Raw genomic sequence first — 24,025 nt, 5'->3', positions numbered from 1 at the left:
CGCCGGCCGCCGCACCGCGTCATGCCAGCCCGGTCATCTTCCATTGCTGTTCGAGCGCGCCCGGCCCGAAGTCGAGCGAGCCGCCGAGCGGTTCGGCGAGCGCCTGGAAGTACGCGGCTTCCTCGAGGATCAGGATGTACTTCGACACGTCGAGGATCGACTTGCCCCAGAACGTCGCACCGCCGTTCGCCTCGATGATCGCCGGCACGTCGGGATCGCGCCGGATCGTATCGACGATGAAGCGCGGCTCGCCGGGACGGCGATCGACATAGACCGGGATTTCGCGGGCCCGCGTGTAGCGCGCGGTCGGCGCGTAGCGGATCGGCAGCGGACGATGCGCGCTCGCCCATGCGCCGAGGTACGGACCGTGGACGTGAATCACGACGTCGACTTCCGGCGCCTCGCGGAACACGCCCGCGTAGCGCGGGCCGTTGCCGCCCGCGCGCGCGTCGCCGTGCAGTACGTCGCCTTCGAGCGTCACGACGACGGGCTGGATCTCCTGCGACGCAGCCCACGGGCTCGGTGCGGACAGCGCGACGACGAGTTCCGTGCCCGGCACGCGCTGGAACGCCTGGAACGTGTTGGTCGCGGACAGCGTGCGCGTTTCCTTCAGCACACGCTCGGCCTGCGTGAATTCGCGCGTCGCGCGCTCGACGAATGCCACGAGTTCGCCGCTGTCGATGGCTTGGGTGACGGACATGAAGACGGTTTCCTTGATCGGGTGGACGGATGGACTCGCGTCGCAACGCAGCGACGCACGACCACCGGATCAGCAGCAATCGTGCCAGCCGGCGATGCAGGCGGCACAGGCCGGCCGACGCAGCGCGGGCGCGCCCGGACGACACGCGCGGAGCCGTCCGGGCACGTGCGTCTGTTGCGGGAGCAACAACGTGCCGGTCGGGATTGCTGCACGACGCGCAGCCGGTGCGCGTGCATGCCCCGCGCAGCGCCGATCGATCGCCCGCCACGCCATGCGCGGCGTACGCAACGAGCACGCTGGTTCGAAACTTGCATCGTGGTCGGCCCGCGCCGGCCCTGCATGGCTGGCTCATCCGCTCTCACCGATCTCCTTCCGACCATGACGCTCCTTCCCCTGCGCGGCCTCGCCGCACGCACGCTGCTCGCATCGGCGCTCGCCGTGCCTTCCGTCGTTTCGCACGCGGCTTCACCCGGCCGTGTTCCCGCACCCGATCCGTTGCAGGGCGACGGCCGCGTGTCCGCGTTCTACACATGGGATCGCGACATTCCGGCCACGCCCGGCGTGCTGCTGCGTTCCGAACCGCTGCCCGCGACGCTCGGGCTCGCGAGCGCCGCGCGGCAACTGCGCATCCTGTATGCATCGACCGACGGTGTCGGCGGCCACACGCCGATAGCCGTGTCGGGCGCGCTGTTCGTGCCGCGCGGCACGCCGCCGGCCGGCGGCTGGCCGATCGTCGCATGGGCGCACGGCACGTTCGGGATGGCCGACATCTGCGCGCCGTCCTGGTTCGGCCGATCGTATCGCGACGTGCGCTACCTGAATGCGTGGCTTCAGCAAGGGTTCGCGGTCGTGGCGACCGACTACCAGGGCCTCGGCACCCCCGGCCCGAACCCGCAGCTCAACAATCGTTCGAACAGCTACACGTTGCTCGACAGCGTGCGCGCGGTGCTCGGCGGCGTGCCGGGCCTCGCGAACGAAGTCGTGCTCGTCGGCCAGTCGCAAGGCGGCTCGGCCGTGATCGCGGCAGCCGGCTACGCGCCCGCCTATGCGCCCGAACTCGCGATCCGTGCGACCGTCGCGACCGGGACGATCTACAACGCTTCACGCTCCACGCTCGCGTCGCTGCCGAAGTTCGAGACGGCGTACCGGCGCGATCCCGAGCGCGTCGATCCGACACTCGCGTACCAGTTCTATTCGGTGCTGTCCGCGCAGCAGGTCGACCCGTCGGTGCGCGCCGACGAAGTGCTGACCGAGCGCGCGCTGCCGATCCTCGAACAGGCGCGCATCAGTTGCCTCGCGTCGCTCGAGGACGATGCGGCGCTCGCGCATCTCACGCACGCGAGCACCGTGAAGCCGGGCGGCGATGCGCGGCTGCAGGCATGGTGGGACGACTTCCTGAAATACCCGACGCTGAAGATCGCCACGCCCGTCTTCATCGGCGCGGGCGCCGACGACGGGCTGGCGCCGCTCGAACTCGCGCTCGCGAAGGATGCGTGCGCGGCCGGCACGACCGTCGAGGCACACCTGTATGCCGGCCGCGAGCACAACGGCACCGTGAACGCATCGCTCGCCAATTCGATTCCGTTCGTGAAGCGCGTGCTGGCCGGCGAGACGATCCGCCCGGTCTGCTCGCCGGCCGCGCAGCAGGCCGTGTCGCAATAGCCGGCTTCCGGCGCTTTGCACAACGGCGCGAATGCTTGTGCAAATCCGTTATTGGATCGCGCCGCCGCGCATTTTTATACTCGTCAGCACTCTCTTCTAAAGAGTGCCAGCCAATTCCGGCAGACCCGTACAGGACGAAAAGATGAGCCTACGCCCCTTGCACGACCGCGTGATCGTGAAGCGTCTCGACCAGGAAACCACCACCGCGTCGGGCATCGTGATCCCCGACAGCGCCGCCGAAAAGCCCGACCAGGGCGAAGTGATTGCCGTCGGCCCCGGCCGCAAGGATGCGGACGGCCAGCGCATCGTGCCCGACCTGCAGGTCGGCGAGCGCGTGCTGTTCGGCAAATACGCGGGCCAAGCCGTCAAAGTGGACGGCAACGAGTTTCTCGTGCTGCGCGAGGAAGACATCGTCGCGGTCGTCAATCAATAACGGAGCGCAATCATGGCAGCCAAGGAAATCATTTTCAGCGACATCGCACGGTCGAAGCTGACCGAAGGCGTGAACATCCTCGCGAACGCAGTGAAGGTCACGCTCGGGCCGAAGGGCCGCAACGTCGTGCTCGAACGCAGCTTCGGCGCACCCGTCGTCACGAAGGACGGCGTATCGGTCGCGAAGGAAATCGAACTCGCGGACAAGCTGCAGAACATCGGCGCGCAGCTCGTGAAGGAAGTCGCGTCGCGCACCAGCGACGCAGCCGGCGACGGCACGACGACGGCCACCGTGCTCGCGCAGGCGATCGTCCGCGAAGGCCAGAAATACGTGGCGGCCGGGCTCAACCCGCTCGACCTGAAGCGCGGCATCGACAAGGCCGTCGCCGCGGCCGTCGACGAATTGAAGAAGATCAGCAAGCCGACCACCACGAGCAAGGAAATCGCGCAGGTCGCGACGATCTCCGCGAACGGCGAGGAATCGATCGGCCAGCGTATCGCCGAAGCGATCGACCGCGTCGGCAAGGAAGGCGTGATCACCGTCGAGGACGGCAAGTCGCTCGCGGATGAACTCGACGTCGTCGAAGGGCTGCAGTTCGATCGCGGCTACCTGTCGCCGTACTTCATCAACAATCCGGACAAGCAGGTCGCCGAGATCGAGAGCCCGTACATCCTGCTGCACGACAAGAAGATCTCGAACATCCGCGACCTGCTGCCGGTGCTCGAACAGGTCGCGAAGTCGGGCCGCCCGCTGCTGATCATCGCGGAAGACGTCGAAGGCGAAGCGCTCGCGACGCTCGTCGTGAACAACATCCGCGGGATCCTGAAGACGGTCGCGGTCAAGGCGCCGGGCTTCGGCGATCGCCGCAAGGCGCTGCTCGAGGACATCGCGATCCTCACCGGCGGCCAGGTGATCGCCGAGGAAACGGGCCTGACGCTCGAGAAGGCGACGCTCGCCGAGCTCGGCCAGGCGAAGCGCATCGAGGTCGGCAAGGAAAACACGACCGTGATCGACGGCGCGGGCGATGCGAAGAACATCGAGGCGCGCGTGAAGCAGATCCGCGTGCAGATCGAAGAAGCCACGTCCGACTATGACCGCGAGAAGCTGCAGGAACGCGTCGCGAAGCTCGCGGGCGGCGTCGCGGTGATCAAGGTCGGCGGTGCGACCGAGATCGAAGTGAAGGAGAAGAAGGATCGCGTCGACGACGCGCTGCACGCCACGCGCGCGGCCGTCGAGGAAGGCATCGTGCCGGGCGGCGGCGTCGCGCTGATCCGCGTGCGGCAAGCGATCCGCGAACTGAAGGGCGTGAACGCCGACCAGGACGCAGGCATCAAGATCGTGCTGCGCGCGCTCGAGGAACCGCTGCGCCAGATCGTCACGAATGCGGGCGAGGAAGCGAGCGTCGTCGTCGCGAAGGTCGCGGAAGGCACGGGCAACTTCGGGTACAACGCGCAGACCGGCGAGTACGGCGACCTCGTCGAATCGGGCGTGCTCGATCCGACCAAGGTCACGCGCACGGCGCTGCAGAACGCGGCGTCGGTGGCCGGCCTGCTGCTGACGACCGATGCGACCGTGTTCGAAGCGCCGAAGGATGCAGCGCCGGTCGCCGGCCCGGGCGGCCCCGGTGCAGGCGGGCCGGGGTTCGATTTCTGAGGTTGGCCTGCGCGCGCCGGTTCGCCGGTGTGCATGCGGTCTTGCTGGAACAGGAAACGCGTGGCGACGGAAGTCGTCACGCGTTTTTCTTTGGGATCGACCGTATGCGAGGCCGTTACCGCGCTCGGGTAAGATGAAAGCCCGTCCACCCGCGCCGCCGGCCACGCCATGTCAACCACCCTCAACACCTTGCTTCCGCTCGCCGGCGTCCTGCTGCTGAGCGTTGCCAGCCCGGGCCCGAACTTCGTGATCGTCACGGCGACCGCCGTCGTGTCGCGCCGCGCGGGCGTGATGACGGGGCTCGGCCTCGCTGCCGCGTCCGGCACCTGGGCCGCGATCGCGATCGCCGGGTTGAGCCTGCTCGTGACGCACGTCGCATGGGTCCACACCGCGCTGCGGCTCGCAGGCGCTGCGTACCTGATCTGGCTCGGCCTGAAAATGATCGTGACCGCACGCAAGCCGCTGCCCGTTTCCGCGCCGGCTGCTGCTTCCGACTGGAACGCAGCGAAAAAGGGCTACGTCGTCAGCATGACGAACCCGAAATCCGTCGCGTTCTACGGCAGTATCTTCGCGCTGATGGTGCCAGCCCATGCGCCGGCGTGGCTCGATCTCGTGGTCGTCGTACTGTCGGTCTCGATCTCGGCCGCGTGGTATTGCGCGATGGCGCTGCTCGCGTCGCATCCTTCCGTGCGTGGGTTGCTGGTCCGGCGCAAGGCCGTGCTCGATACCACGGCCGGCCTGCTGCTGATGGGGGTGGGCGGTCGGATGCTGGCCGGACGTTGATCCGCCGCGCGCCCCCGCTTCCGTCGAATCTTCTCCGCTCGTCGTCAAGCCAGCCGTGCAAACCATTGTCGACGACGGAGGATCGTCGTGAGGCAGCGGTGCTACACGTTCCGGTGCGCACCCCGCCGCACCAGCGCGCATCCCTGGCAGTGCACGTAACGGCCCATTCGCACGCCTTTACGACCTTTTTACTTGCGCCCGCGAATACGCTCACTAGAATGGGTTCGCCATCCACCACCGAGCACGCGACATGCGCATCCGAAGTCCTCGTCCTCCGAGTTGCTTCTCTGCCTGACGGGCAGGACGCCTGCGTCTCGCTTTCCCCGAGCCACCGTCCTGCCACCTGGCGGACGGTGCGCGCCGTAGTCATTCCCGTGCACGCCTGAACACGATGTCGATGCGATAACCGCGCATCGCGACGCGTGCGTTCGAGCATGTGTGCGCGGTACATCCCGTGCAACGACGCATCATCGATCCGCCTGCCCGATTCATTTACTTTGCATACCTGATTTCATTCACGGAAATTTCCGATACCGGAGCCCGGTCATGTTCGAGATCGACAAGCAGTACACACGCGAATTCATCCACAGCGCCTGCGGCGGGAGCAAGCAGGGATTCCTGCCGACGAAGAACGGCAAGGTCGTGGCCGCCTGCCTGCGCACGGACCTCAACCCGCACGCACCCGACGTGATCCTCTGCGACGGCAGCGCGTCTGCGCGCTCGGCCGGCAGGACGCTCGCCGCGCAACGCGATGCGATTCCGGTATTCATCAGGATGGCAACCGATTCCTACCGCTTCGTCGGCCGGTACGTCGTCAGCGAATCGCTCACGGCGCCGCTCGACTGCGCACCTTACGTGCGCAACAGCGGCTTCACGGCCGCGCAGATCTCGCGCGTGCTCAAGCTCAAACGCACCTGACACGCTTGCACGGCACGGCACGCGCCGTGCCGTGGTCCTCTTTCACACAGGAGCAATCATGCTTGGCCTGACGTTCTGGAAACATGTGATCGGTGCGCGAACCGATGCAGACCGCGACAACAGGACGATCGCGCACGACCGGCACCGCCGGGTGTCGAGAACGCTCGTATTGACCAGCGCCGCGGTAGCATTCGCGGCGATCGCGTTCGGTGCGCCGGTCGTCGGCATTTCGGTCTTTCTGCTGACGACGCTGCCGTTCGTGCTGTCGGGTACCTGAGGGCACACGTGTCGGGCCCGGTTCCATCGACGATCGATACGAAATTTTAATACCGGGCCCCCGTGTCTCTGACACCGTCTTTACGCGGTTTTGTCTAGGATTTCCCTGTCATCCCGACACGGAGAGATCCGCATGCAAACGCAGCAGGCCGCCGTCGGCGGCCAACCCGACCTTCCTCACCGACGCGGCGGTGCACCGTTCGCGACCCGGCTGGCCGACGCGTGCCCGCCGGACAACATCCTGCTTGACGTGCCCGTCGAAAGCGCGATCCAGCTGTTCGATCTCGTCGCGCGATATATCGAGCGCGGCAGCGGTGTATCCGCGGAACGGATCAGCGCGGAACTGACGAAGCGCGAGCAACTCGGCTCGACCGGCCTCGGCCAGGGCGTCGCGATTCCGCATGCGCGGGTCGACGGGCTCGACACGGCCGTCGCGCTGTTCGTTCGCACGCTGTACCCGTTCGCGTTCAACGCGCCAGACCGCAAGCCCGTGCGCGAGTTCATCGTGCTGGTCCTGCCGCAAGCGGACGACCGCGCGCATCTCGAACTGCTCGCCGACGCGGCGCGGTGCTTCAGCGAACGCCCGTTCCGGCAGGCGTCGCGCGATGCGCGCACGCCCGACGAGATTCACCGGCTGATGCAACGCACGCACTGACGCCGCACCGCGCGGCAGCAGGCACTCCCTTCATCCTTTCGGATTCCCATGTTCCCAGACCCTGACAGTCCCACTCTCACGTCGCGGCGCGTCGCTGGCCTGGCCCGCTCGCTGCCGTTCATGCAGGCGCTGCACGGCCAGACCGTCGTCATCGTCGACGGCGGCGCCGCGAACGATGCGCGCACCCGCTCAACCTTCGCGCAGGATGTCGCACTGCTCGCACTCACCGGCGTTCGTCCGATCGTCGTGCAGGCCGGACCGGCCGCGTCCGATACGCAATCGGTTCACACCGCCCACGCCGCGATGGCCGCCGTCAATCACGAACTGGTGCGCCTGATCGGCAGTCACGGTGCCAAGGCGATCGGCATCGACGGTCACGACGGCGGCCTGCTGGTCGCCAGCGCGGAACCCGACCGCACCCACACGAGCGCGGTCGCACGATTCGACGGCGCCGCGCTGAATGCATTTCTGGAAAACGGACTGGTGCCCGTCGTGATGCCGGTCGCACCGGACGACGCGGGCCACGACCATCTGCTGCGCCCGGAACGCGTCGGCAGCCTGTTGGCGCAACGCACGGGCGCCGTCACGCTGGTGATGATGGTCGACAGCACATTGCTGCACGAACTCGGCGAGCTTGCAGGGTTGTACGGCATCACGGAACTCGAGCAATGGCTTGCCGAACATCCGGCCGCCGATGCGGCGCCTTGCGTGCGGGAAGCGCTCGATGCGCTCGCGCACGGCGTACAGAACGTCCACCTCGCCGATCTCGGGCAACCCGAATCGCTGATCGACGAACTGCTGACGGAGGAAGGATCCGGCGTGGTGTTCTGCCGGCGCGGCAACACCGACCTGCTGTCGGAAACGCGCCGCTACTTCGCCGATTCCGCGTGCGTGCTGCGCGACGGATTCAGCGTCGAGAAGAAGCCGGTCGTGCGGTTCTGACCGGGTAGCAGGAAAACGCTTGCGGCGACCCGCGAGGGCCGCCGCAAGCGGACAACATCGCCATCAACGCCGCGTGGCGAGCCGCTTCACGACACGCACCAGCGCATCGACTTCGTCACACGTGTTGTAGAACGCGAGCGACGGCCGCACCGTGGCCTCGAGCCCGAAGCGCCGCAAGATCGGCTGCGCGCAGTGATGCCCCGAGCGCACCGCGATGCCCTCTTCGTTCAGCGCCTGCCCGACTTCCTCGGTTTCATAGCCCTTCAGCACGAACGACAGCACGCTCGCCTTGTCGCGCGCGGTGCCGACGAGCCGCACGCCCGGCACCGGCGCGAGTACGCTCGTTGCATACGCAAGCAGATCGTGCTCGTAGCGCGCGATGTTCTCGATGCCGACGCGGTTCACGTAGTCGAGCGCGGCGCCGAGCCCCACGGCATCCGCAATGTTGCCGGTGCCGGCTTCGAAGCGGTTCGGCGGCGGCTGGAACACCGTGCGCTCGAACGTCACGTCCGCGATCATGTTGCCGCCGCCCTGCCAGGGCGGCATGTCGTCGAGGATCGCGCGCTTGCCGTACACGACGCCGATCCCGGTCGGCCCGTAGATCTTGTGCCCGGAGAACACGAAGAAATCCGCATCGAGCGCCTGCACGTCGACGCGCATGTGCGAGATCGACTGCGCACCGTCGACGAGCGCCTTCGCGCCCGCGCGATGCGCGAGATCGACGATCTCCTTCACCGGCACGACCGTGCCGAGCGCATTCGACACCTGCGTGACCGACACGATCTTCGTGCGGTCGTTCAGCAGCTTCCGGTATTCGTCGAGCAAAACCTGCCCCGAATCGTCGACCGGAATCACGCGCAGCTTCGCGCCTTTGAGCGCAGCAAGCTGCTGCCACGGCACGATGTTCGCGTGATGCTCGAGATTCGACACGATGATCTCGTCGCCTTCGCCGACGTTCTGCACGCCCCACGACTTCGCGATCAGGTTGATCGCCTCGGTCGTGCCGCGCACGAACACGATCTCGTCCGGCGACGATGCGCCGATGAAGCGCTGCACCGTTTCCCGTGCATGCTCGTACGCATCCGTCGCGCGGCCGGCCAACGCGTGCGCCGCGCGGTGAATGTTCGAGTTCTCGTGCGCATAGAAATACGCGAGACGATCGATCACGGCCTGCGGCTTGTGCGTCGTCGCCGCGTTGTCGAACCAGACGAGCTGCTTGCCGTTCACGCGCTCCTGCAGGATCGGGAAATCGCGGCGGATCGCATTGACGTCGAACGGCGGGTGCGCGCCGCGATACAGCTGGCCTTGCGGCTCGGCTGCGTGCGTGGCGTGCGAGTCGTCGATGAAGTAGCGCGGCACGTCGGCGCCGGATGCGCGCGACACCGGCACGTCGCGATGCACGGCGAGCAGTTCGCGCAGCGCATCGTCGCCCGGCAGCCCGAACGCTTCCGGCGATGCCAGCCCGTTCGACGGCACGACGATGTCCTGCGGCGTCGCCTGCCAGCCTTGCAGCGAACCGTCGGTGAAGTAGTACGGCGACGCCTTCGCCGCGCTTTCCGGTGCCGGCGCATTCACCTGCGGCACGCCGAGCGCCGCGCCGCCGACACGCGGTTCGAGCGCGGGCGCGATCGACACGGCGTTGTCGGGCAGCCCGTTCTGCGCGGCCGCATGCGGCGCGAGCGCGGGTGCGCGGTTGCCGAGCGACAGCACGTGCGTCGGCGCGGACGGCGCGAGGTTCGCGCCGGGCACCTTGCCCTGCGGCAGCGCGAGCCCCGGCACGCCGGTACCCGCGCCGCCCGGGCCCGCGAGCGGCGAACCGCCCGGCACCGGGTTACTCACCGACGCGAGGATCGGCGCGGCCGCCGGCAATGCCGACGGCACGCCGCCGACCGCGCCGCTGCCGGCCGACAGCCCGGGCGCGGTGGCCTGCCCGGGCGGCGTCGCGAAGAACTCGGACGCGAGCCGCGCGAGCGTCGCCGGGTCCGGCAACCCTGCCGGCAGCGGCGCGTGCGGCAGCGCGTGTGCGTCGCCGCCGGCCAGGCCGGGATTAACGGTAGGTGTCGGGATAGTCATGGAACTTGGCGATTTCGACGTCATCGAGGACAGCCAGCGCATCCGGCGAATGGACCGCGAGCGAGCAATACAGCGAGATCAGGTACGACGCGATCGCCTGGTTGTTGATCCCCATGAAGCGCACCGACAGGCCCGGCCCCTGCTCGCCCGCGACGCCCGGCTGATACAGGCCGACGACGCCCTGGCGCTTGTCGCCGACGCGCAGCAGCAGGATCTTGGTCTTGCCGTCCGCAACGGGCACCTTGTCCGACGGAATCAGCGGAATGCCGCGCCACGTGAGGAACTGCGAGCCGAACAGGCTGACCGTCGGCGGCGGCACGCCGCGCCGCGTGCACTCGCGGCCGAACGCGGCGATCGCGAGCGGATGCGTGAGGAAGAATGCCGGCTCCTTCCACACCTTCGTCAGCAGTTCGTCGAGATCGTCCGGCGTCGGTGCGCCCGTCAGCGGGAAGATCCGCTGTTCGTCGGTCACGTTCGCGAGCAAGCCGTAGTCGGGGTTGTTGATCAGCTGGCTTTCCTGCAGCTCCTTGATCGTCTCGATCGTCAGGCGCAGCTGTTCCTTGATCTGGTCATGAGGACTGCTGTACAGGTCGGAGATCCGCGTATGCACGTCGAGCACCGTGCTGACCGCATTCAGGAAGTACTCGCGCGGCTGTTCCTCGTACGGCACGAAGGTCTGCGGCAGCACGCTTTCGTCCTCGAGCTGCGTGCACGCGGCGCGCACGGCTTCCGGGTTCTTCACCTGGTTCAGCCGATAGATGCCGGCCTCGACCGGCACCCACTGCAGCAGATGGGTCAGCCAGCGCGGCGTGATCGTGGAAAGCTGGGGGACGGTCTTGGTAGCGTTCGCTAGTTGGCGGGCGGCGTGATCGCTCAGCGCGGCCGTGCCGCTTGCAACGGTCGACATGTGTGGCTCCGGGTTCTTAAGATGAAAAACGGGATTGCTTATGACGCTGGGTGATTATCGGAAGCACGCGCCTGCCGGCTCAACATGCTATAGCCGTCAGGTCATGCAACCGAAAGGGAAATGTCGCGAAGCGGCCTCAGGTGACGTACGCGCCCGGCAGCAGCGTCGAGATCGACACGTCGAACGCGCGCGCGATCTTGTCGGCCGTGACGATCGACGCGATCGCCTCGCCGCGCTCGATCTCGCCGACATACGAGCGGTTCAGCCCCGCATGCTCGGCCAGCTGCTCCTGCGACCACGTGCGCGCTTCGCGCAGCTTGCGCACGTTGGCGCCGAAGTGATGGATGAGGTCGCTCATCGCGCCTCCTAGGCGACGCGCGCCGCTGCACGCGGCACGGCGTTCGCTTCGCTGCGCAGCACGGCCTGCGTGACGTTTTCGCCGGCCGGCACGTCCTGCGTGAGCCACACGTTGCCGCCGATCACCGCGCCGCGCCCGATCGTCACGCGGCCGAGGATCGTTGCGCCCGCATAGATCACGACGTCGTCCTCGACGATCGGATGGCGTGCGAGCCCTTTCTCCAGATGGCCGGCCGCATCGCGCGGGAAGCGCTTCGCGCCGAGCGTGACGGCCTGGTACACGCGCACGCGCTCGCCGATGATCGCCGTCTCGCCGATCACGACGCCCGTGCCGTGGTCGATGAAAAAACCCGCGCCGATGCGTGCGCCCGGATGAATGTCGATGCCCGTTTCCGCATGCGCCTGCTCGGCGATGATCCGCGCGAGCAACGGCAGGCCGAGCCCGTACAGCTCGTGCGCGAGCCGGTGGTGGATCATCGCGAGGATGCCCGGGTAGCACAGCAGCACCTCGTCGACGCTGCCGGCCGCCGGATCGCCGTGGAACGCGGCCAGCACGTCGCTGTCGAGCAGCCGGCGGATCTCGGGCAACCGCGCGGCGAAGGCCTGCACGGCTTTCGACGCGACTTCGTCGAGGTTGTCGGGCGGCGGCCCGTCGGCATTACGCTGGCGCGCCGCATAGCGCAACTCGAGCGTCACTTGCGTGAGCAGCGCATTCAGCGCCGCGTCGAGCGCATGGGCCACGTGGAAGTTCTCGCTCTCCTGCCGCAAATCGGGCGGCCCGAGACGCATCGGGAACAGCACGCCCTTCAGCGCACCGATGATCTGCGCAAGCGCCTCGCGCGCCGGCAGGTCGCGCCCGCCCGGTTCGAGCGAGCGCCGCTGCTTCTCGCGCCATGCGCGGCGCACCGTCTGCAGCGATTGAACGATGTCGTCGATGTCGAATGCGGCCATGCTGCTGTTCTCCCCGTAACGGCCGTGAATCAGTCCTGCGCCCACGGCAGGCCGCGGAAGCGCCAACCGTTCTGGCCACCGCGATGCTGCCGCTCGTCGAGGTCGCCCTCGAACCCTTCGAGCACGTTGAATACTTGCGTGAAACCGCCCTTCGTCGCGGCCTCGGCCGCCTGTGCCGAGCGGTTGCCGCTGCGGCACAGCAACAGCACGACGGCCTCCTTGCCGGTCTTCGCTTCCAGCTCGCGCACGAAGCGCGGATTGCGCGTCAGGCTCGTGCCCGTCGCCCACGGTACGTGCAGCGACTCCGGCACGTGGCCGACGAATTTCCGTTCTTCCGCCGTGCGTACGTCCACCAGCAATGCGTCTCCCGCCGAGAACAGCGCCCACGCGGCTTCCGGCGCAACGCCGCCCGCATAAGGCGTACCGGCCTCCGCTGCCGCCGTGCGCGCGTCTTCGAGCGCCTGCTGTGCAGCAGTTCGTTCTTGCAGTTCAACCGTCATGACACTTCCTTGTTTTCGTAGATTCGTATGAACAAAAACACCGGGAATGCGGCTGTTGCAGCTTGCGTGCTGTCTATAGCCGTCAGCACCACTATGCGAGTGCGGTCGGGGAAGCTGAACCAATAAAAATTCATTTCCTAATCAGCGCCGCGGGGAATGCAATAGCAGACGCGCGCTATTGGGGCGCGGTCGCTGGCGGGTGGGAAAGGCGGGAGGGGGCCGTTCGATGGCTTGCATCGAAGGGAGTTGAAAGGAAAGGGGGCGAGATGATCACCCCGGCGCGAGCCGCGTTGCCATGGAATCCGAAATGGAATGTCCAGGCAGGCATGGGCAGGTGCGAATAGCGCGTGCATCGCCGATGCACGCGCCGCCAGCCCGTCACGGCACCGGATCGACCGGCACGATCGGCACGCCACGCGCCTCGATATCGCGCCCTGCGAGCAGACACAGATCCTCGCGATGATGCGTGGCCACCACCTGCACGCCCACCGGCGTGCCGTTCGCGAGCGACGTCGTGACAGCCAGCCCCGGCAGCCCCATCGCCGGCAGCGCGCGCAACGTGAGCTGCGCTTCCCACACGCGGTCGAAGCCGTCCGGCCCTTGACGGTCGAGATCATCGGCGAACGGCAATTCCGATGAAACGGGCAGCAGCAACACCGGATACTCGTCGAGAAACAGTCGCCATTGCCGCGTCAGCGTCGTGCGCCGAACGAGCGCGCGGCTGATCACGTCGGCCGGCAGGTCGCGCACCTTGCCGCGCACGGCGGCAATCACCGCGGCCGCACCCGGATCGCCATCCTGCTCGACCGCATTCGCCAACGCATCGAACCCGTCACCGAGCCACAGCTGTTCCTGCAACAGCGCGGCCTCCCGCATCGGCGGCGTATCGTCGACCTCGTCGACGGTCCAGCCTGCATCGACCAGCCGGCGCGCGGCGTCGCGCAACGCGGCCTCGACTTCGGGCACGACCTCCAGGCCGCGCGGGCGCACGCACAGCGCCGCGCGCTTCGGCACCTCGCGGCCGTCGAACGGCACGGCCGCGTTCCATGGATCGCGCGGATCCGGCGCAGCGAACGCGCGCAGCGCGAGCGACAGATCGTCGATCGTGCGCGCGATCGGCCCCGCCGTCGACATCAGCTGCGCACCGATCGCGCGCTCGGGCGACGACGCATTGAACGCCGGCACGCGGCCGAGCGACGGCCGGATCCCGTGCACGCCGCACGCATAAGCCGGGTAACGCACCGAGCCGCCGATGTCCGTACCGACCGCAAGCGGGCCGATCCCGGCAGCCACTGCGGCGGCCGCACCGCCACTCGATCCGCCCGGCGTCAGCGACGCGTTGCGCGGATTGCGCGTGCGGCCGTGCACGCGATTCGACGTGAACCAGCGCAATGCGAACGCCGGCGAATTGGTACGGCCGAGCAGGACCCCGCCGGCCTTCCGGATGTTGGCGACCACCGGGCTGTCGGCGTGCGCAATCAGGTTTTCCTGCAGGCGCGTGCCGTTGGTCGTCGCGAATCCTGCCTGATCGATGTTGATCTTCACGGTGACGGGCACGCCCGCGAGCGGCCCCGGATCGTCGCCGCGCGCGATCGCGCGATCGACTTCGTCGGCCTGCCGCCGCACGTCGTCGGGGCGGTGTTCGACCACTGCATTGATCGCCGGATTCACCGCATCGAGACGATCGAGCACGGCGTCCGCCACGTCGCGCGCAGACACGTCACGCTGACGCACGCGTTTCGCGAGTTCGGTTGCCGACAGTTGCCAGAGTTCGGTCATGACTTCTCCTGGTGGAAAGGCATCACAAACGCTCACGGCGCCGCGCTTCCTCGCGAAGCCACGGCACCGCATTCACTCACTGCGTATCCCGCTTCGCGCGTTCGGCCGCCGCGATAATCGCGTCGGCCACGGCCTTCGGCTGGCTCAGCATCGCGACATGGCTGCTGTTCACGCGAGCAACCGTCGCGCCAATCCGCTTCGCCATCGCTTCCTGCAGCTTCGGGTCGATCATCTTGTCCTGCGTCGCGACGACGAACGTCGACGGCTTCGCGTGCCACGCGGCCTGCGTGACCTTCTCCGAGATGCAACCGCCATACCACGGCCCCTGGGTCGCCGCAACGAGGCGCTGCTGCGCAGGCGGCAGGTCCGGCGCGAAATCCTGCGCGATCGCCTTGTCCGACAGGCGCGTGAAACCGCCCGCGTCCTTGCGCAGTTCACCGGCCCAGGCCGGCGCCGGCAGCCCTTGCGTGACGTCGGCGATCGACTGGCCGTTGTCGGGCGCGAACGCCGCGACGTACACGAGCGACTTCACCTTGTCGTCGTTGCCCGCATCGCTGATCACGACGCCGGCCCACGAATGGCCAACCAGCACGACCGGCCCCTTCTGCTCGTCGATCGTGCGCTTCGTCGCGGCAGCATCGTCGGCGAGCGAGCTCAGCGGATTCTGCACCGACACCACGTGCAGCCCGCGCGCCTCGAGCAGCGGAATCACGCGGTTCCAGCTCGACCCGTCGGCGAACGCGCCGTGCACGAGCACGACGTTCGTGCCCTTCAGGTCTTCCTTCGGCGCGGCCTGCGCCGCGGCTGCACCGAACAGTCCGCCGATCACCACGGCGGATACCAGGACGCGTTTCATCAAACCGGCCATCATCATGCTCCTTTCTTTATCGTGTCGTTGAAGTGAAGTGTTGCCTGGGCGGCCGCGCCTGCATGCGGCAGGCGCGGCGCGGCATGGAATCACGAATGCGCGTACAGGTCGTCGGCGGCGTTGCGTGCGGCGCGCGATTGCGCGGCATCGCGATGGCCGGCCGGCGTCGACGCATCGGCCACGTTGTCGCCTTGCGACTTCGACGGGCCGTTCTGGTCGGAACGCGCAACTTGCTCGGCGGCCGCGACGGCGTTCTGCGCGGCGGCGATATCGTCCGGGTAATGCGCCTCGCTGCCGGCCGGGCTGTAGCCGGCCTTCTCGAGACGGACGAGTTCTGCGCGCACGTCGGCACGCGTGAGGCCGTGACCGGTATCGGCGAACGACAACGCGGGAGCGACGGCGAGGACGGCAACGGCGAGGATTCGAGCGGCTTTCATGACAGTTCTCCTGGAAGGAAGTTGGGGTATCGATCACCTGGCATCCGGTGCGAACGTCTGGCACCGAACGTTTGCTGCATGTCGACAGTAGAACCCGCCCACGTATCCGGCATGTTTCCGGAACCGGTGCTTTCTGCATGCCAGTTTTTCAGGAACGGCCGCAGATACAGTGCGATACAAACCCGCTTGCCGATGCGTTTCGCCACACCCCACGCACCATGAAAAAAGGCGTGCCTCGCAAGGCACGCCTTTCCTTCCACTTCACATGGCCCTCGCGCGTCAGGGCGCGAGCCGCGTGAACACGTAGTCGTGGTTCTTCACGCGCGCCTGGTGACACGCAAAACACGTCTGATGCTGGCCGATATCGGCCGGCACGCCGTTGATGAAACGCCCGAAGCCCCAGCCGCCCGTCGCTGCATAGCGGCGCGAGTCCTTCACCATCACCTGCACGGTCGTCGCCTGGCCGGGCACCGTCGCCGGCGCGAACTCGTCGGACTGCTTGCGTTTGTACGCGAGCTTCACGAGGATCGTGCCGTCCGGGAACGGCAGCGTCGCCTGTTCGAGCGCGCGAATCGCAACGGGGTTGCCGAGCACCACGCGCAACTCATCCAGCGGCGCGGCTTCCTCGGCCGGCGCGACCATTTCCCACTTCCGGTAGCCGGGCGGGATCGTCACGCCGTAGATCGGCGATGCGGCTGCAGCCGGCTTCGGCTGCTCCGCAAACGCGGCCGGGCCGCTGGCCGACAACGCGCCGCCCAGCAGCACGCCTGCGACGAGCGCACGGCGCGCACCGCGCCGCCACACCCCCATGCGTGCCCGCATCACAGATGCTCCACTTGCAGGATCGCGTCGGCGAACGCCTGCGGCGCTTCCTGCGGCAGGTTGTGGCCAATGCCGCCGGAGATCGTCCGGTGCTGGTACTTGCCCGTGAACTTCTTCGCATACGCGGCCGGTTCCGGATGCGGCGCGCCGTTCGCGTCGCCTTCCATCGTGATCGTCGGCACGGTGATCGCGGGCCCGGCCGCCAGGCGCCGCTCGATGTCGTCGTACTGCGCCTCGCCCTTCGCGAGCCCGAGGCGCCAGCGATAGTTGTGGATCACGACGGCCACGTGATCGGGGTTCTGGAACGACGCGGCCGAGCGCGCATAGGTTTCGTCGGAGAACTGCCACTTCGGCGACGCGAGCTGCCAGATCAGCTTGTTGAACGCATCGCGGTTCGCGGCGTAGCCGAGTTCGCCGCGCTCGGTCGTGAAGTAGAACTGATACCACCACTGGAATTCGGCCTGCGGCGGCAGCGGCTTGGCGTTTGCCGCCTGGCTGCCGATCAGGTAGCCGCTCACCGACACCAGCGCCTTCACGCGCTGCGGCCACAGCGCCGCGATGATGTCGGCCGTGCGCGCGCCCCAGTCGTAGCCGCCGAACACGGCGCTGTCGATCTTCAGCGCATCCATCAGCGCGACGATGTCGACGGCCGTCACGCCCTGCTGGCCGTTGCGCACCGTGTCGGCCGAGCGGAACGTCGTCGAGCCGTAGCCGCGCAGGTACGGCACGATCACGCGATAGCCTGCCTTGACGAGCAGCGGCGCGACTTCCGCGTAGCTATGGATGTCGTACGGCCAGCCGTGCAGCAGGAACACGACGGGGCCTTTCTTCGGGCCGAGATCGGCATACCCGACGTTGAGCACGCCCGCGTCGATCTGGTGGATCGTGCCCAGCGACGCGACGCCGGCCGCGCGCTTCGCAGTCGAGGCATCGGGGGCCGACTGCGCATGCGCGAGCGCGCTGAACCCAAGGTCGGCAAGGCTCAGGCTCGCCAGCGTCGAGCCCAGGATCAGGCGGCGGCGGGTGTTCACGGTATCAGGCATGACTCGTTCTCCAGTGTCGATCGCTAAGGAAGGGGCCCGCGCACGTGCGGGCAATCCGGTTTCGCCGTTCGCAGCGGCGGCGCATGGCACCGCGCCGCCGTGTGAATCGCTTCACCGGATTTATATCCGAACCATCTGGAGGCTTTGTATCCCAACGTATCCAGGTGCGAACACGACACACGGCGATTCAAAAATCGTGCGGGAAACGCGTATCGGCGTTGGGCCGCATGACGGTCGGCCCGCAATCGACGCTCGAACCACACCGACGCGCGAATCCGTTCACGCCTTCCGATCCGGCAGGATATGCGCACGAATCGATCGCCCCCGCCACGAAATGTGGTCGATCCGCGCGCGCAGCGTGTAGAGCCCCACCGACGACAGCGTACTGAACCTGAGCAGCGCGATGGGGTCGCCGATCCCGGCCGGCACGCGTTCGATCGAATCGAACAGCGGGAATCCATGCCGCGTCAGGAACGCGCCGACCTCGTCGTCGCGTGCGTGTTCTTCGACATTGACCAGCAACAGTTCGGCCATGACGGCTCCTTTCGTTGTGTGTTCGTCCGTCCGTCAGCGGATCAACCGGCGCGTATGGTGCGCGATCATCAGTTCTTCGTTGGTCGGGATCACCCACGCCGGTACGCGGCTCGACGCCGTCGTGACGAGCGGCCCGCCCGTGCTGTTCGCTTCGACGTCGATCTCGACGCCGAGCCACGCCGCACGGCGCATCGCGCCTTCGCGAATCGCCTGCGCATGCTCGCCGATCCCCGCCGTGAAGACGATGGCGTCGATGCCCTCCATGGCGGCGGCAAGCGACCCGAGTTCGCGCGCGATGCGGTAGACGTACAGCTCGATCGCGAAGCGCGCATGCGGATCGTCGCTCGCGAGCAAGGTCCGCATGTCGCTCGAAATGCCGGATACGCCGAGCAGTCCGGCGCGCCGATAAAGCAGATCCTCGACCGCGCGCACGTCCATCCCGAGTTCTTCCATCAGGAAGAGCACGACGCCCGGATCCAGGTTGCCGCACCGCGTGCCCATCGGCAGTCCGTCGACCGCCGTGAACCCCATCGTGCTCGCGACGCTCTTGCCTGCAACGAGCGCACACATGCTCGCGCCGTTGCCAAGGTGCGCGACGACCGTGCGCCCGCGCGCCGCCCGTGGCGCGACGTCGGGCAGCACGCTCGCGATGTACTCGTACGAGAGCCCGTGGAAACCGTAGCGGCGCACACCCTGGCTGGTGATCGACTCGGGCAGCGCGAACGCCTGGGACACCGCGGGCTGCGTGCAGTGGAACGCCGTGTCGAAGCAGGCGACCTGCTCGATACCGGGCTGCACCGCTTCGAGGATGCGAATCGGCGTGAGGTTGTGCGGTTGATGCAACGGCGCGAGCGGCGTGAGCTTTTCCAGCTCGGCCACGATCTCGGGCGTGACGCGCACCGGGCCGCTGAAGCGCTGCCCGCCATGCACGACACGATGGCCCACCGCCGCGAGCCGGTGCCCTTCCTGGTGGGCCTCCAGGAACGCGGCGATCTGCGCGAGCCCCTCTTGATGGCCGAACGTGTCGCCGCCGGCCCATTGGTGCTCGTGACGCTCCGCGTGATGGTCGACGGCGCTGAAGTGCGCGGTGGCCGTATAGAGACCATCGACCTGACCGTGCACGATCAGCCCGAGCGAATCGCGCTGCACGTCGAACGCGGAAAACTTGATGCTCGACGAGCCGGCATTCAGCACCAGGATCACGTCTGCCATGGCGTCACCCCGCGCGGCTGGCCGCTTCACGCTGGCCGTTCGCGACAAGCATCGCGACCGCGCATGAAGCGAGCCGGGTAATCAACGAATCGGCACGACTCGTCAGGATGATCGGCACGCGCGCGCCGAGCACGATCCCGGCCGCGTCCGCGCCGGCCAGGAAAGACAGGCTCTTGGCGAGCATGTTGCCCGCTTCGAGGTCCGGCACCATCAGCACGTTCGCGTGCCCGGCCACCGGCGAATCGATCTGCTTGATGCGTGCGGCCTCGGGATCGATCGCGTTGTCGAGCGCGAGCGGGCCGTCGACGAGCGCGCCGGTAATCTGCCGCCGATCCACCATCTTGCACAGCGCGGCGGCTTCGAGCGTCGACGGCACTTTCGGGTTGACCGTCTCCATGGCGGAGAGAATCGCCACGTAGACCTGCGGAAATGCCAGCGCATGTGCCAGATCGATCGCGTTCTGCAGGATGTCGGCTTTTTCCTCGAGCGTCGGCGCGATATTGATCGCCGCGTCGGTCACGATCAGCGGATCGGCGTGCGCAGGCACGTCCATCACGAAGCAATGGCTGATGCGCCGGCCGGTGCGCAATCCGGCATCGTGCCGCACCACTTCGGCCATGAGCTCGTCGGTGTGCAGGCTGCCCTTCATCAGCGCGGTAGCCCGGCCATCGCGGACGAGCCGCACCGCGGCCGCCGCCGATGCCTCGCTGTACGGCGCATCGACGATCTCGCGATCGCTGATCGACAGCCCGAACTCCGCGGCGGTCGCTTCGATCCGTGCACGCGGGCCGACCAGGATCGGTTCGATCAGCCGCTTGCGCGCCGCCTCCAGCGCCCCCTCGAGCGAGCTTCGATCGCACGGGTGGACGACGGCAGTCGGCATCGGCGCCAGCGCCTCGCAGTGTTCGATGAGACGGCGGTATTTCTCGTGTCTGGTTTCCATCGCGGTTCCTTGCTGTCCGTCACTGCACACGATCGAGTGCTGCTACCGGCCCCGTGGCCGGCCGTATTGCAGGAGGCGCACCCAGCACCGCGCGGATGCGTTGCAGGGCCGCCCACTGTGGCTCGCTCACCGACGCGCTTTGCACGCGCGGATCGCCCAGCAGCTTGTCCAGCAACGTCAGCAGCCGCTGGCGATCCTCCGGCCGGGCCAGCAGCGCCGGCAGCGTGGCGACGGCCTGGTGCGGCGCGTAGGTCGCGATGAGCTCCTGCTCGCCATAGATGCGCCGCCACTGGTCGGGCGGCAGGTCCGGCAGATACTCGGCGTAGGCTTCGGCGAGTTCACGCTCGGTCGCGAGCTGCGCCAGCGGAAGCGGTTCGCCGCTGCGTTCGAGCAGGAATGCCGCGCGCGCCACCGCCTCGGTGTAGCCACCCTGGTCGATCGATGCGAGCGCATCCTTCACGAACGGCAGGTCGCGAGGGTCCGTCACGACCGGCGAAGCCGCGTGACGATCGTGATACTGCTCCGCGAAACGAAGCATGAAAGGCTGCGTGTACAGCGAGAAGAACAGCGACTCGGTACTTGCATCGCGGATCGCGCGGAAAAAATCGAGCGAGGCGCTGACGATGTCCGAGCCGCGGCGTTCGAGCTTGCGCCACGGCTCGATATCGTCGGCCGGCTGACGCTGGGCCTTGACCGTGTCGGCAGCCGGCTTCAGCCAGCCAAGCCAGGGATTCAGGTCCGAAAACGCCCAGCGCTGAAAGCGCAGCGGATGAAAATCGCGCAACAGGCGAGCCGTGGTTTCGTTCGACGCCTGCTGCACGAACGGCTGCAAGAACAGTTCATAGGCGCGCTGCGTGAATTCGGACAGCTCGGCGACGGCCTCGAACGCATGTTCGTCCTTACGCCCGAAGCGGTTGAAGTGCTGCGCGATCTCTTCGAGACGGTGCTCGGCGAAGGTGACGTCGTAGGCGACCTTCCCGCCGGCGCCTTTCACCTCCTCGATCGACATCGCATAGAGGCCGGGCGGCAGCGTCTCGACCGCATCCAGCACGCTGACGATCTGTGCGTGCTCCTTCTTGGCGACCTTGCCCGACACGAAGATGCCGAGATGCCCCACGTCCTCTTCCATCAACCCGATGATGACCTGCCCGCGCGACTTGATCTCCTCGGTGCTGCCGTAGATGTCCGCGACCCAGTTGAATGCCTGCTGCGGCGGCGTGATGTTGTCGCCCATCGACGCGAACAGGATGATCGGCGAGCGGATCTCGCGAAGGTCGAACGCCTTGCCCGTGCCGTCGCGCACCTCGCCGGTCCAGAGCTTGTTGCCGATGAACAGGTTGCGCGTGATCCATTCGATCTCCTCGCGGTTCATCAGGTAGTAACCGCCCCACCAGCGCTCGAACTCGAGGAAGCGCGGCGGCTCGGTGTCGATGTTGTCGTACACGTGGTAATACTTGTCCCACAACGTGTTCGCCGGGTTCAGGTTCTCGAAGTTCTGCACGAGATAGGCGCCGTCGAACTTGCCGTTGCCCAAGTCCGACGCGAGCGATGCGAGCCAGGTACCGCCGAGCAGGCCGCCGGCATAGCGCATCGGATTGTCGCCGGGCCCCTCGCTCCACGCACCGCTCCAGTACGACATCGGGGCGCCGTTGATCACGATCGGGCCCGTATCGTCCGCCGACGAGCTCGCGAGCATCATCGCGGCCCAGCCGCCCTGGCAGTTGCCGACGATCGCCGGCTTGAGGCTGTCCGGATGCAGTTCCCGCACCTTCCGGACGAACGCCTGTTCCGCCGCACACACGTCGAGCAACGTCTGGCCGGGCTCGGGCTCCTGGAAGAACACGACGAAGTACACGGGATGGCCCGCGCGCAACGCCACACCCACTTGCGAATCGTCCTTGAAGCCGCCGATGCCGGGGCCGTGCCCCGCGCGCGGATCGATGATCAGGTAAGGCCGCTTCGCGGCATCGACGATCACGCCGTCCGGCGGCTGGATGTGAACGAGCGCGTAATTGACGGGCTGCGCGAACTGCCGGCCGTCGAGCACGACCTCGTAGTCGAAATGCAGCACCGGCGTGAGCCCCCGGGCCGTGCGCTCGACGTATTGCGTGCCGCGCTCGCGCAGCGTGTCCCAGAACAGCAGCGAGCGCTGCACGGCGTCGACCGCGTAATGCCATGCGCTCAGCGGCGAGAAAGGCGTGCCGACGAGAGCGGCACTCGGGTCGCGACTGTCGCGATCGCTGCCGTCGAGTGCTTCGCCCAGCCGCTTCCCGTACTGTTCGATCGCGTGCTGCGTGCGCTTTTGCAGCACATGGACAATCTCCGCGGCGATCTCGTGACTGCGCGCCAGTTGCGTGGCAGCATCCATAACACTGTTCTCCAGAGGGGCAAGGTGAATCTCGACGCATTCCGGGAGCGGCCGCCTCGCGTCAGCCGAGCATGTGCATCCCCACGTCGATGTAGTGAACGCCGCCGGTCATCGCGCGGGCGGCGTCGCTGGCAAGAAAGGTGCACAACGCGCCGACATCGTCGATGTCGAGCGGCCGGCGCAATGGCGCACGCCGGGCGGTGTCGTCGAGCAGGCGATCGAAGTTCGGCAGCCCGGAGGCCGCCCGCGTGGGCAATGCGCCGGGCGAGACCGCATGCACGCGAATGCCTGCCGGCCCAAGCTCGACGGCCAGGTAGCGAACGGCGGCTTCCAGCGCCGCCTTGACCGGCCCCATCACGCCGTACTCGGCGATCACCTGGTCGGCGCCGATGTAGGTCATCGCCATCAGGCTGCCGCCGGAGGTCATCAACGGCTCGGCAAGTTTCGCCATCCTGATGAACGAATGGCAGGAGGTGTCCATCGCGAGCGCGAACCCTTCCGGCGAACTGTCGACAACCCGCGCGTGCAGATCGGCCCTGGGTGCATAAGCAACGGCATGCAGCAGGAAATCGAGGCTGCCCCACTGCTCGCCGATCGTGTCGAAGACCTCGCGCATCTGGTCGGCGCGACTCACGTCGACGGGCATCGCAATCGCCGGCTCCAGTTGTTCCAGCAGCGGCTCGACGTACGGCAACGCGCGGTCGGATTGCCAGGTCACGGCCAGCTCGGCACCCGCGGCGCGAAAGGCGCGCGCGCATCCCCAGGCGATACTCTGCTCGTTCGCCAGTCCGACGACGATTCCCCTCTTGCCTTCAAGCAACCGCGTGCCATTGCAAGACACACGCGATTCGCGCACGTCGTTGTTCGTCATCGCGAAACCTCGGGTCGTATTTTTGAATTGGGCTTTCCGTCGCGAATCATTGTATTGAGGGTTTAATTACGCCCGATCATTCATGCGACATATTTTGATTTTTATCAAAATCGATTTTGAATCAGATAATTACGGTGAAATGTTTCAACGCAGGATGGCGCATTTCATCGATATGTCATTCAATCGTGTGCGAAAGCGCGTGGTGCTTCCGCAGACAGCGATCATTCATGTCACCGCTGTTTTCGCCGTAAAACAGAAACGAACGCACGCCGCCTGACTGCGCGGGCCTGCGTTCGTCGATGTCATGCCTCCGGCTGGTTGCGTCCGGGCCGCGCCCG

25 protein-coding genes are annotated in these 24,025 nt (G+C 67.2%); 9 read left to right on the top strand and 16 right to left on the bottom strand.

The genetic code is table 11. The features are described 5' to 3' along the window. Positions 1-19: 19 nt before the first annotated feature. On the bottom strand, positions 20-700 hold the full coding sequence (locus U5798_RS13100) for a class II aldolase/adducin family protein (RefSeq protein WP_322082262.1): 681 nt from the start codon (positions 698-700) through the stop codon (positions 20-22). Between the two features lie 378 nt (positions 701-1,078). Here U5798_RS13100 and U5798_RS13095 point away from each other — a divergent pair, with 378 nt between their 5' ends. The 8 genes from U5798_RS13095 (at position 1,079) to U5798_RS13060 (ending at position 8,022) form a co-directional block, all read left to right on the top strand. Beyond that, positions 1,079-2,362, top strand: coding sequence for a lipase family protein (locus U5798_RS13095; RefSeq protein ID WP_322082261.1), 1,284 nt, complete (start codon positions 1,079-1,081; stop codon positions 2,360-2,362). 142 nt (positions 2,363-2,504) lie between these two features. Beyond that, positions 2,505-2,795, top strand: a complete 291-nt coding sequence (locus U5798_RS13090) for a co-chaperone GroES (RefSeq protein WP_011356207.1) — start codon at positions 2,505-2,507, stop codon at positions 2,793-2,795. Positions 2,796-2,807: 12 nt separating this feature from the next. Further along, a complete protein-coding gene (gene groL / locus U5798_RS13085; RefSeq protein ID WP_322082260.1) occupies positions 2,808-4,448 on the top strand; it encodes a chaperonin GroEL in 1,641 nt (546 codons plus the stop codon). Between the two features lie 168 nt (positions 4,449-4,616). Continuing rightward, the gene (locus U5798_RS13080; protein WP_124451414.1) at positions 4,617-5,231 is read left to right on the top strand and encodes a LysE family translocator; all 615 of its coding nucleotides are present in this window, start codon (positions 4,617-4,619) and stop codon (positions 5,229-5,231) included. Positions 5,232-5,777: 546 nt separating this feature from the next. After that, positions 5,778-6,149, top strand: a complete 372-nt coding sequence (locus U5798_RS13075; protein WP_322082259.1) for a DUF6697 family protein — start codon at positions 5,778-5,780, stop codon at positions 6,147-6,149. Between the two features lie 58 nt (positions 6,150-6,207). Next, on the top strand, positions 6,208-6,426 hold the full coding sequence (locus U5798_RS13070; RefSeq protein ID WP_322082258.1) for a hypothetical protein: 219 nt from the start codon (positions 6,208-6,210) through the stop codon (positions 6,424-6,426). Between the two features lie 132 nt (positions 6,427-6,558). Further along, positions 6,559-7,080 (top strand): PTS sugar transporter subunit IIA, encoded by a 522-nt coding sequence (locus U5798_RS13065; protein ID WP_322082257.1) that lies wholly within the window; start codon positions 6,559-6,561, stop codon positions 7,078-7,080. A gap of 48 nt (positions 7,081-7,128) precedes the next feature. Then, the gene (locus tag U5798_RS13060) at positions 7,129-8,022 is read left to right on the top strand and encodes an acetylglutamate kinase (RefSeq protein ID WP_322082256.1); all 894 of its coding nucleotides are present in this window, start codon (positions 7,129-7,131) and stop codon (positions 8,020-8,022) included. A 63-nt stretch (positions 8,023-8,085) separates the two neighbouring features. On the opposite strand, the gene U5798_RS13055 is transcribed toward U5798_RS13060, so the two are convergent. From U5798_RS13055 to fabI, 15 genes are all read right to left on the bottom strand, one after another. Next, the gene (locus U5798_RS13055; RefSeq protein ID WP_124451422.1) at positions 8,086-10,095 is read right to left on the bottom strand and encodes a family 2A encapsulin nanocompartment cargo protein cysteine desulfurase; all 2,010 of its coding nucleotides are present in this window, start codon (positions 10,093-10,095) and stop codon (positions 8,086-8,088) included. Then, complete coding sequence (locus tag U5798_RS13050) at positions 10,070-11,002, bottom strand: family 2A encapsulin nanocompartment shell protein (RefSeq protein ID WP_006479760.1); 933 nt, start codon at positions 11,000-11,002, stop codon at positions 10,070-10,072. The genes U5798_RS13055 and U5798_RS13050 overlap by 26 nt, the downstream gene beginning before the upstream one ends. 136 nt (positions 11,003-11,138) lie before the next feature. Next, on the bottom strand, positions 11,139-11,360 hold the full coding sequence (locus U5798_RS13045) for a helix-turn-helix domain-containing protein (RefSeq protein ID WP_011356215.1): 222 nt from the start codon (positions 11,358-11,360) through the stop codon (positions 11,139-11,141). 8 nt (positions 11,361-11,368) lie between these two features. Then, positions 11,369-12,310 carry a serine O-acetyltransferase EpsC gene (epsC, locus tag U5798_RS13040; protein WP_124451424.1) on the bottom strand — a complete coding sequence of 314 codons (942 nt, stop codon included), beginning with the start codon at positions 12,308-12,310 and terminating at the stop codon, positions 11,369-11,371. A 29-nt stretch (positions 12,311-12,339) separates the two neighbouring features. Further along, on the bottom strand, positions 12,340-12,810 hold the full coding sequence (locus U5798_RS13035; protein WP_322082255.1) for a rhodanese-like domain-containing protein: 471 nt from the start codon (positions 12,808-12,810) through the stop codon (positions 12,340-12,342). A gap of 378 nt (positions 12,811-13,188) precedes the next feature. Then, on the bottom strand, positions 13,189-14,589 hold the full coding sequence (locus tag U5798_RS13030) for an amidase family protein (RefSeq protein ID WP_322082254.1): 1,401 nt from the start codon (positions 14,587-14,589) through the stop codon (positions 13,189-13,191). Positions 14,590-14,665: 76 nt separating this feature from the next. Then, positions 14,666-15,457 (bottom strand): alpha/beta hydrolase, encoded by a 792-nt coding sequence (locus U5798_RS13025; RefSeq protein WP_322082253.1) that lies wholly within the window; start codon positions 15,455-15,457, stop codon positions 14,666-14,668. A gap of 89 nt (positions 15,458-15,546) precedes the next feature. Beyond that, on the bottom strand, positions 15,547-15,894 hold the full coding sequence (locus U5798_RS13020; RefSeq protein ID WP_124451432.1) for a DUF4148 domain-containing protein: 348 nt from the start codon (positions 15,892-15,894) through the stop codon (positions 15,547-15,549). A gap of 279 nt (positions 15,895-16,173) precedes the next feature. Continuing rightward, entirely contained in the window at positions 16,174-16,716 is a 543-nt protein-coding gene (locus U5798_RS13015; protein ID WP_322082252.1) for a cytochrome P460 family protein, read from the bottom strand. After that, entirely contained in the window at positions 16,716-17,759 is a 1,044-nt protein-coding gene (locus U5798_RS13010; RefSeq protein WP_322082251.1) for an alpha/beta hydrolase, read from the bottom strand. The genes U5798_RS13015 and U5798_RS13010 overlap by 1 nt, the downstream gene beginning before the upstream one ends. A gap of 279 nt (positions 17,760-18,038) precedes the next feature. Continuing rightward, positions 18,039-18,293, bottom strand: a complete 255-nt coding sequence (locus U5798_RS13005; RefSeq protein WP_185658158.1) for an RNA-binding protein — start codon at positions 18,291-18,293, stop codon at positions 18,039-18,041. A 33-nt stretch (positions 18,294-18,326) separates the two neighbouring features. Continuing rightward, positions 18,327-19,505 carry an acetate/propionate family kinase gene (locus U5798_RS13000; RefSeq protein WP_322082250.1) on the bottom strand — a complete coding sequence of 393 codons (1,179 nt, stop codon included), beginning with the start codon at positions 19,503-19,505 and terminating at the stop codon, positions 18,327-18,329. Positions 19,506-19,509: 4 nt separating this feature from the next. Next, on the bottom strand, positions 19,510-20,448 hold the full coding sequence (locus tag U5798_RS12995; protein ID WP_322082249.1) for a phosphate acetyltransferase: 939 nt from the start codon (positions 20,446-20,448) through the stop codon (positions 19,510-19,512). A 19-nt stretch (positions 20,449-20,467) separates the two neighbouring features. After that, on the bottom strand, positions 20,468-22,816 hold the full coding sequence (locus U5798_RS12990) for a DUF3141 domain-containing protein (protein WP_322082248.1): 2,349 nt from the start codon (positions 22,814-22,816) through the stop codon (positions 20,468-20,470). A 61-nt stretch (positions 22,817-22,877) separates the two neighbouring features. Beyond that, on the bottom strand, positions 22,878-23,687 hold the full coding sequence (fabI, locus tag U5798_RS12985; RefSeq protein WP_322082247.1) for an enoyl-ACP reductase FabI: 810 nt from the start codon (positions 23,685-23,687) through the stop codon (positions 22,878-22,880). An 82-nt stretch (positions 23,688-23,769) separates the two neighbouring features. On the opposite strand from fabI, the gene U5798_RS12980 reads away from it, so the two are divergent. Further along, a complete protein-coding gene (locus U5798_RS12980) occupies positions 23,770-23,964 on the top strand; it encodes a hypothetical protein (protein WP_322082246.1) in 195 nt (64 codons plus the stop codon). Positions 23,965-24,025: the final 61 nt, after the last annotated feature.

The organism is Burkholderia sp. BCC1972, from assembly GCF_905339605.1.
GTDB lineage: Bacteria > Pseudomonadota > Gammaproteobacteria > Burkholderiales > Burkholderiaceae > Burkholderia.
The sequence above is the reverse complement of the archived record's forward strand: the minus strand, read 5'-3'. Positions and strand labels throughout refer to the sequence as shown.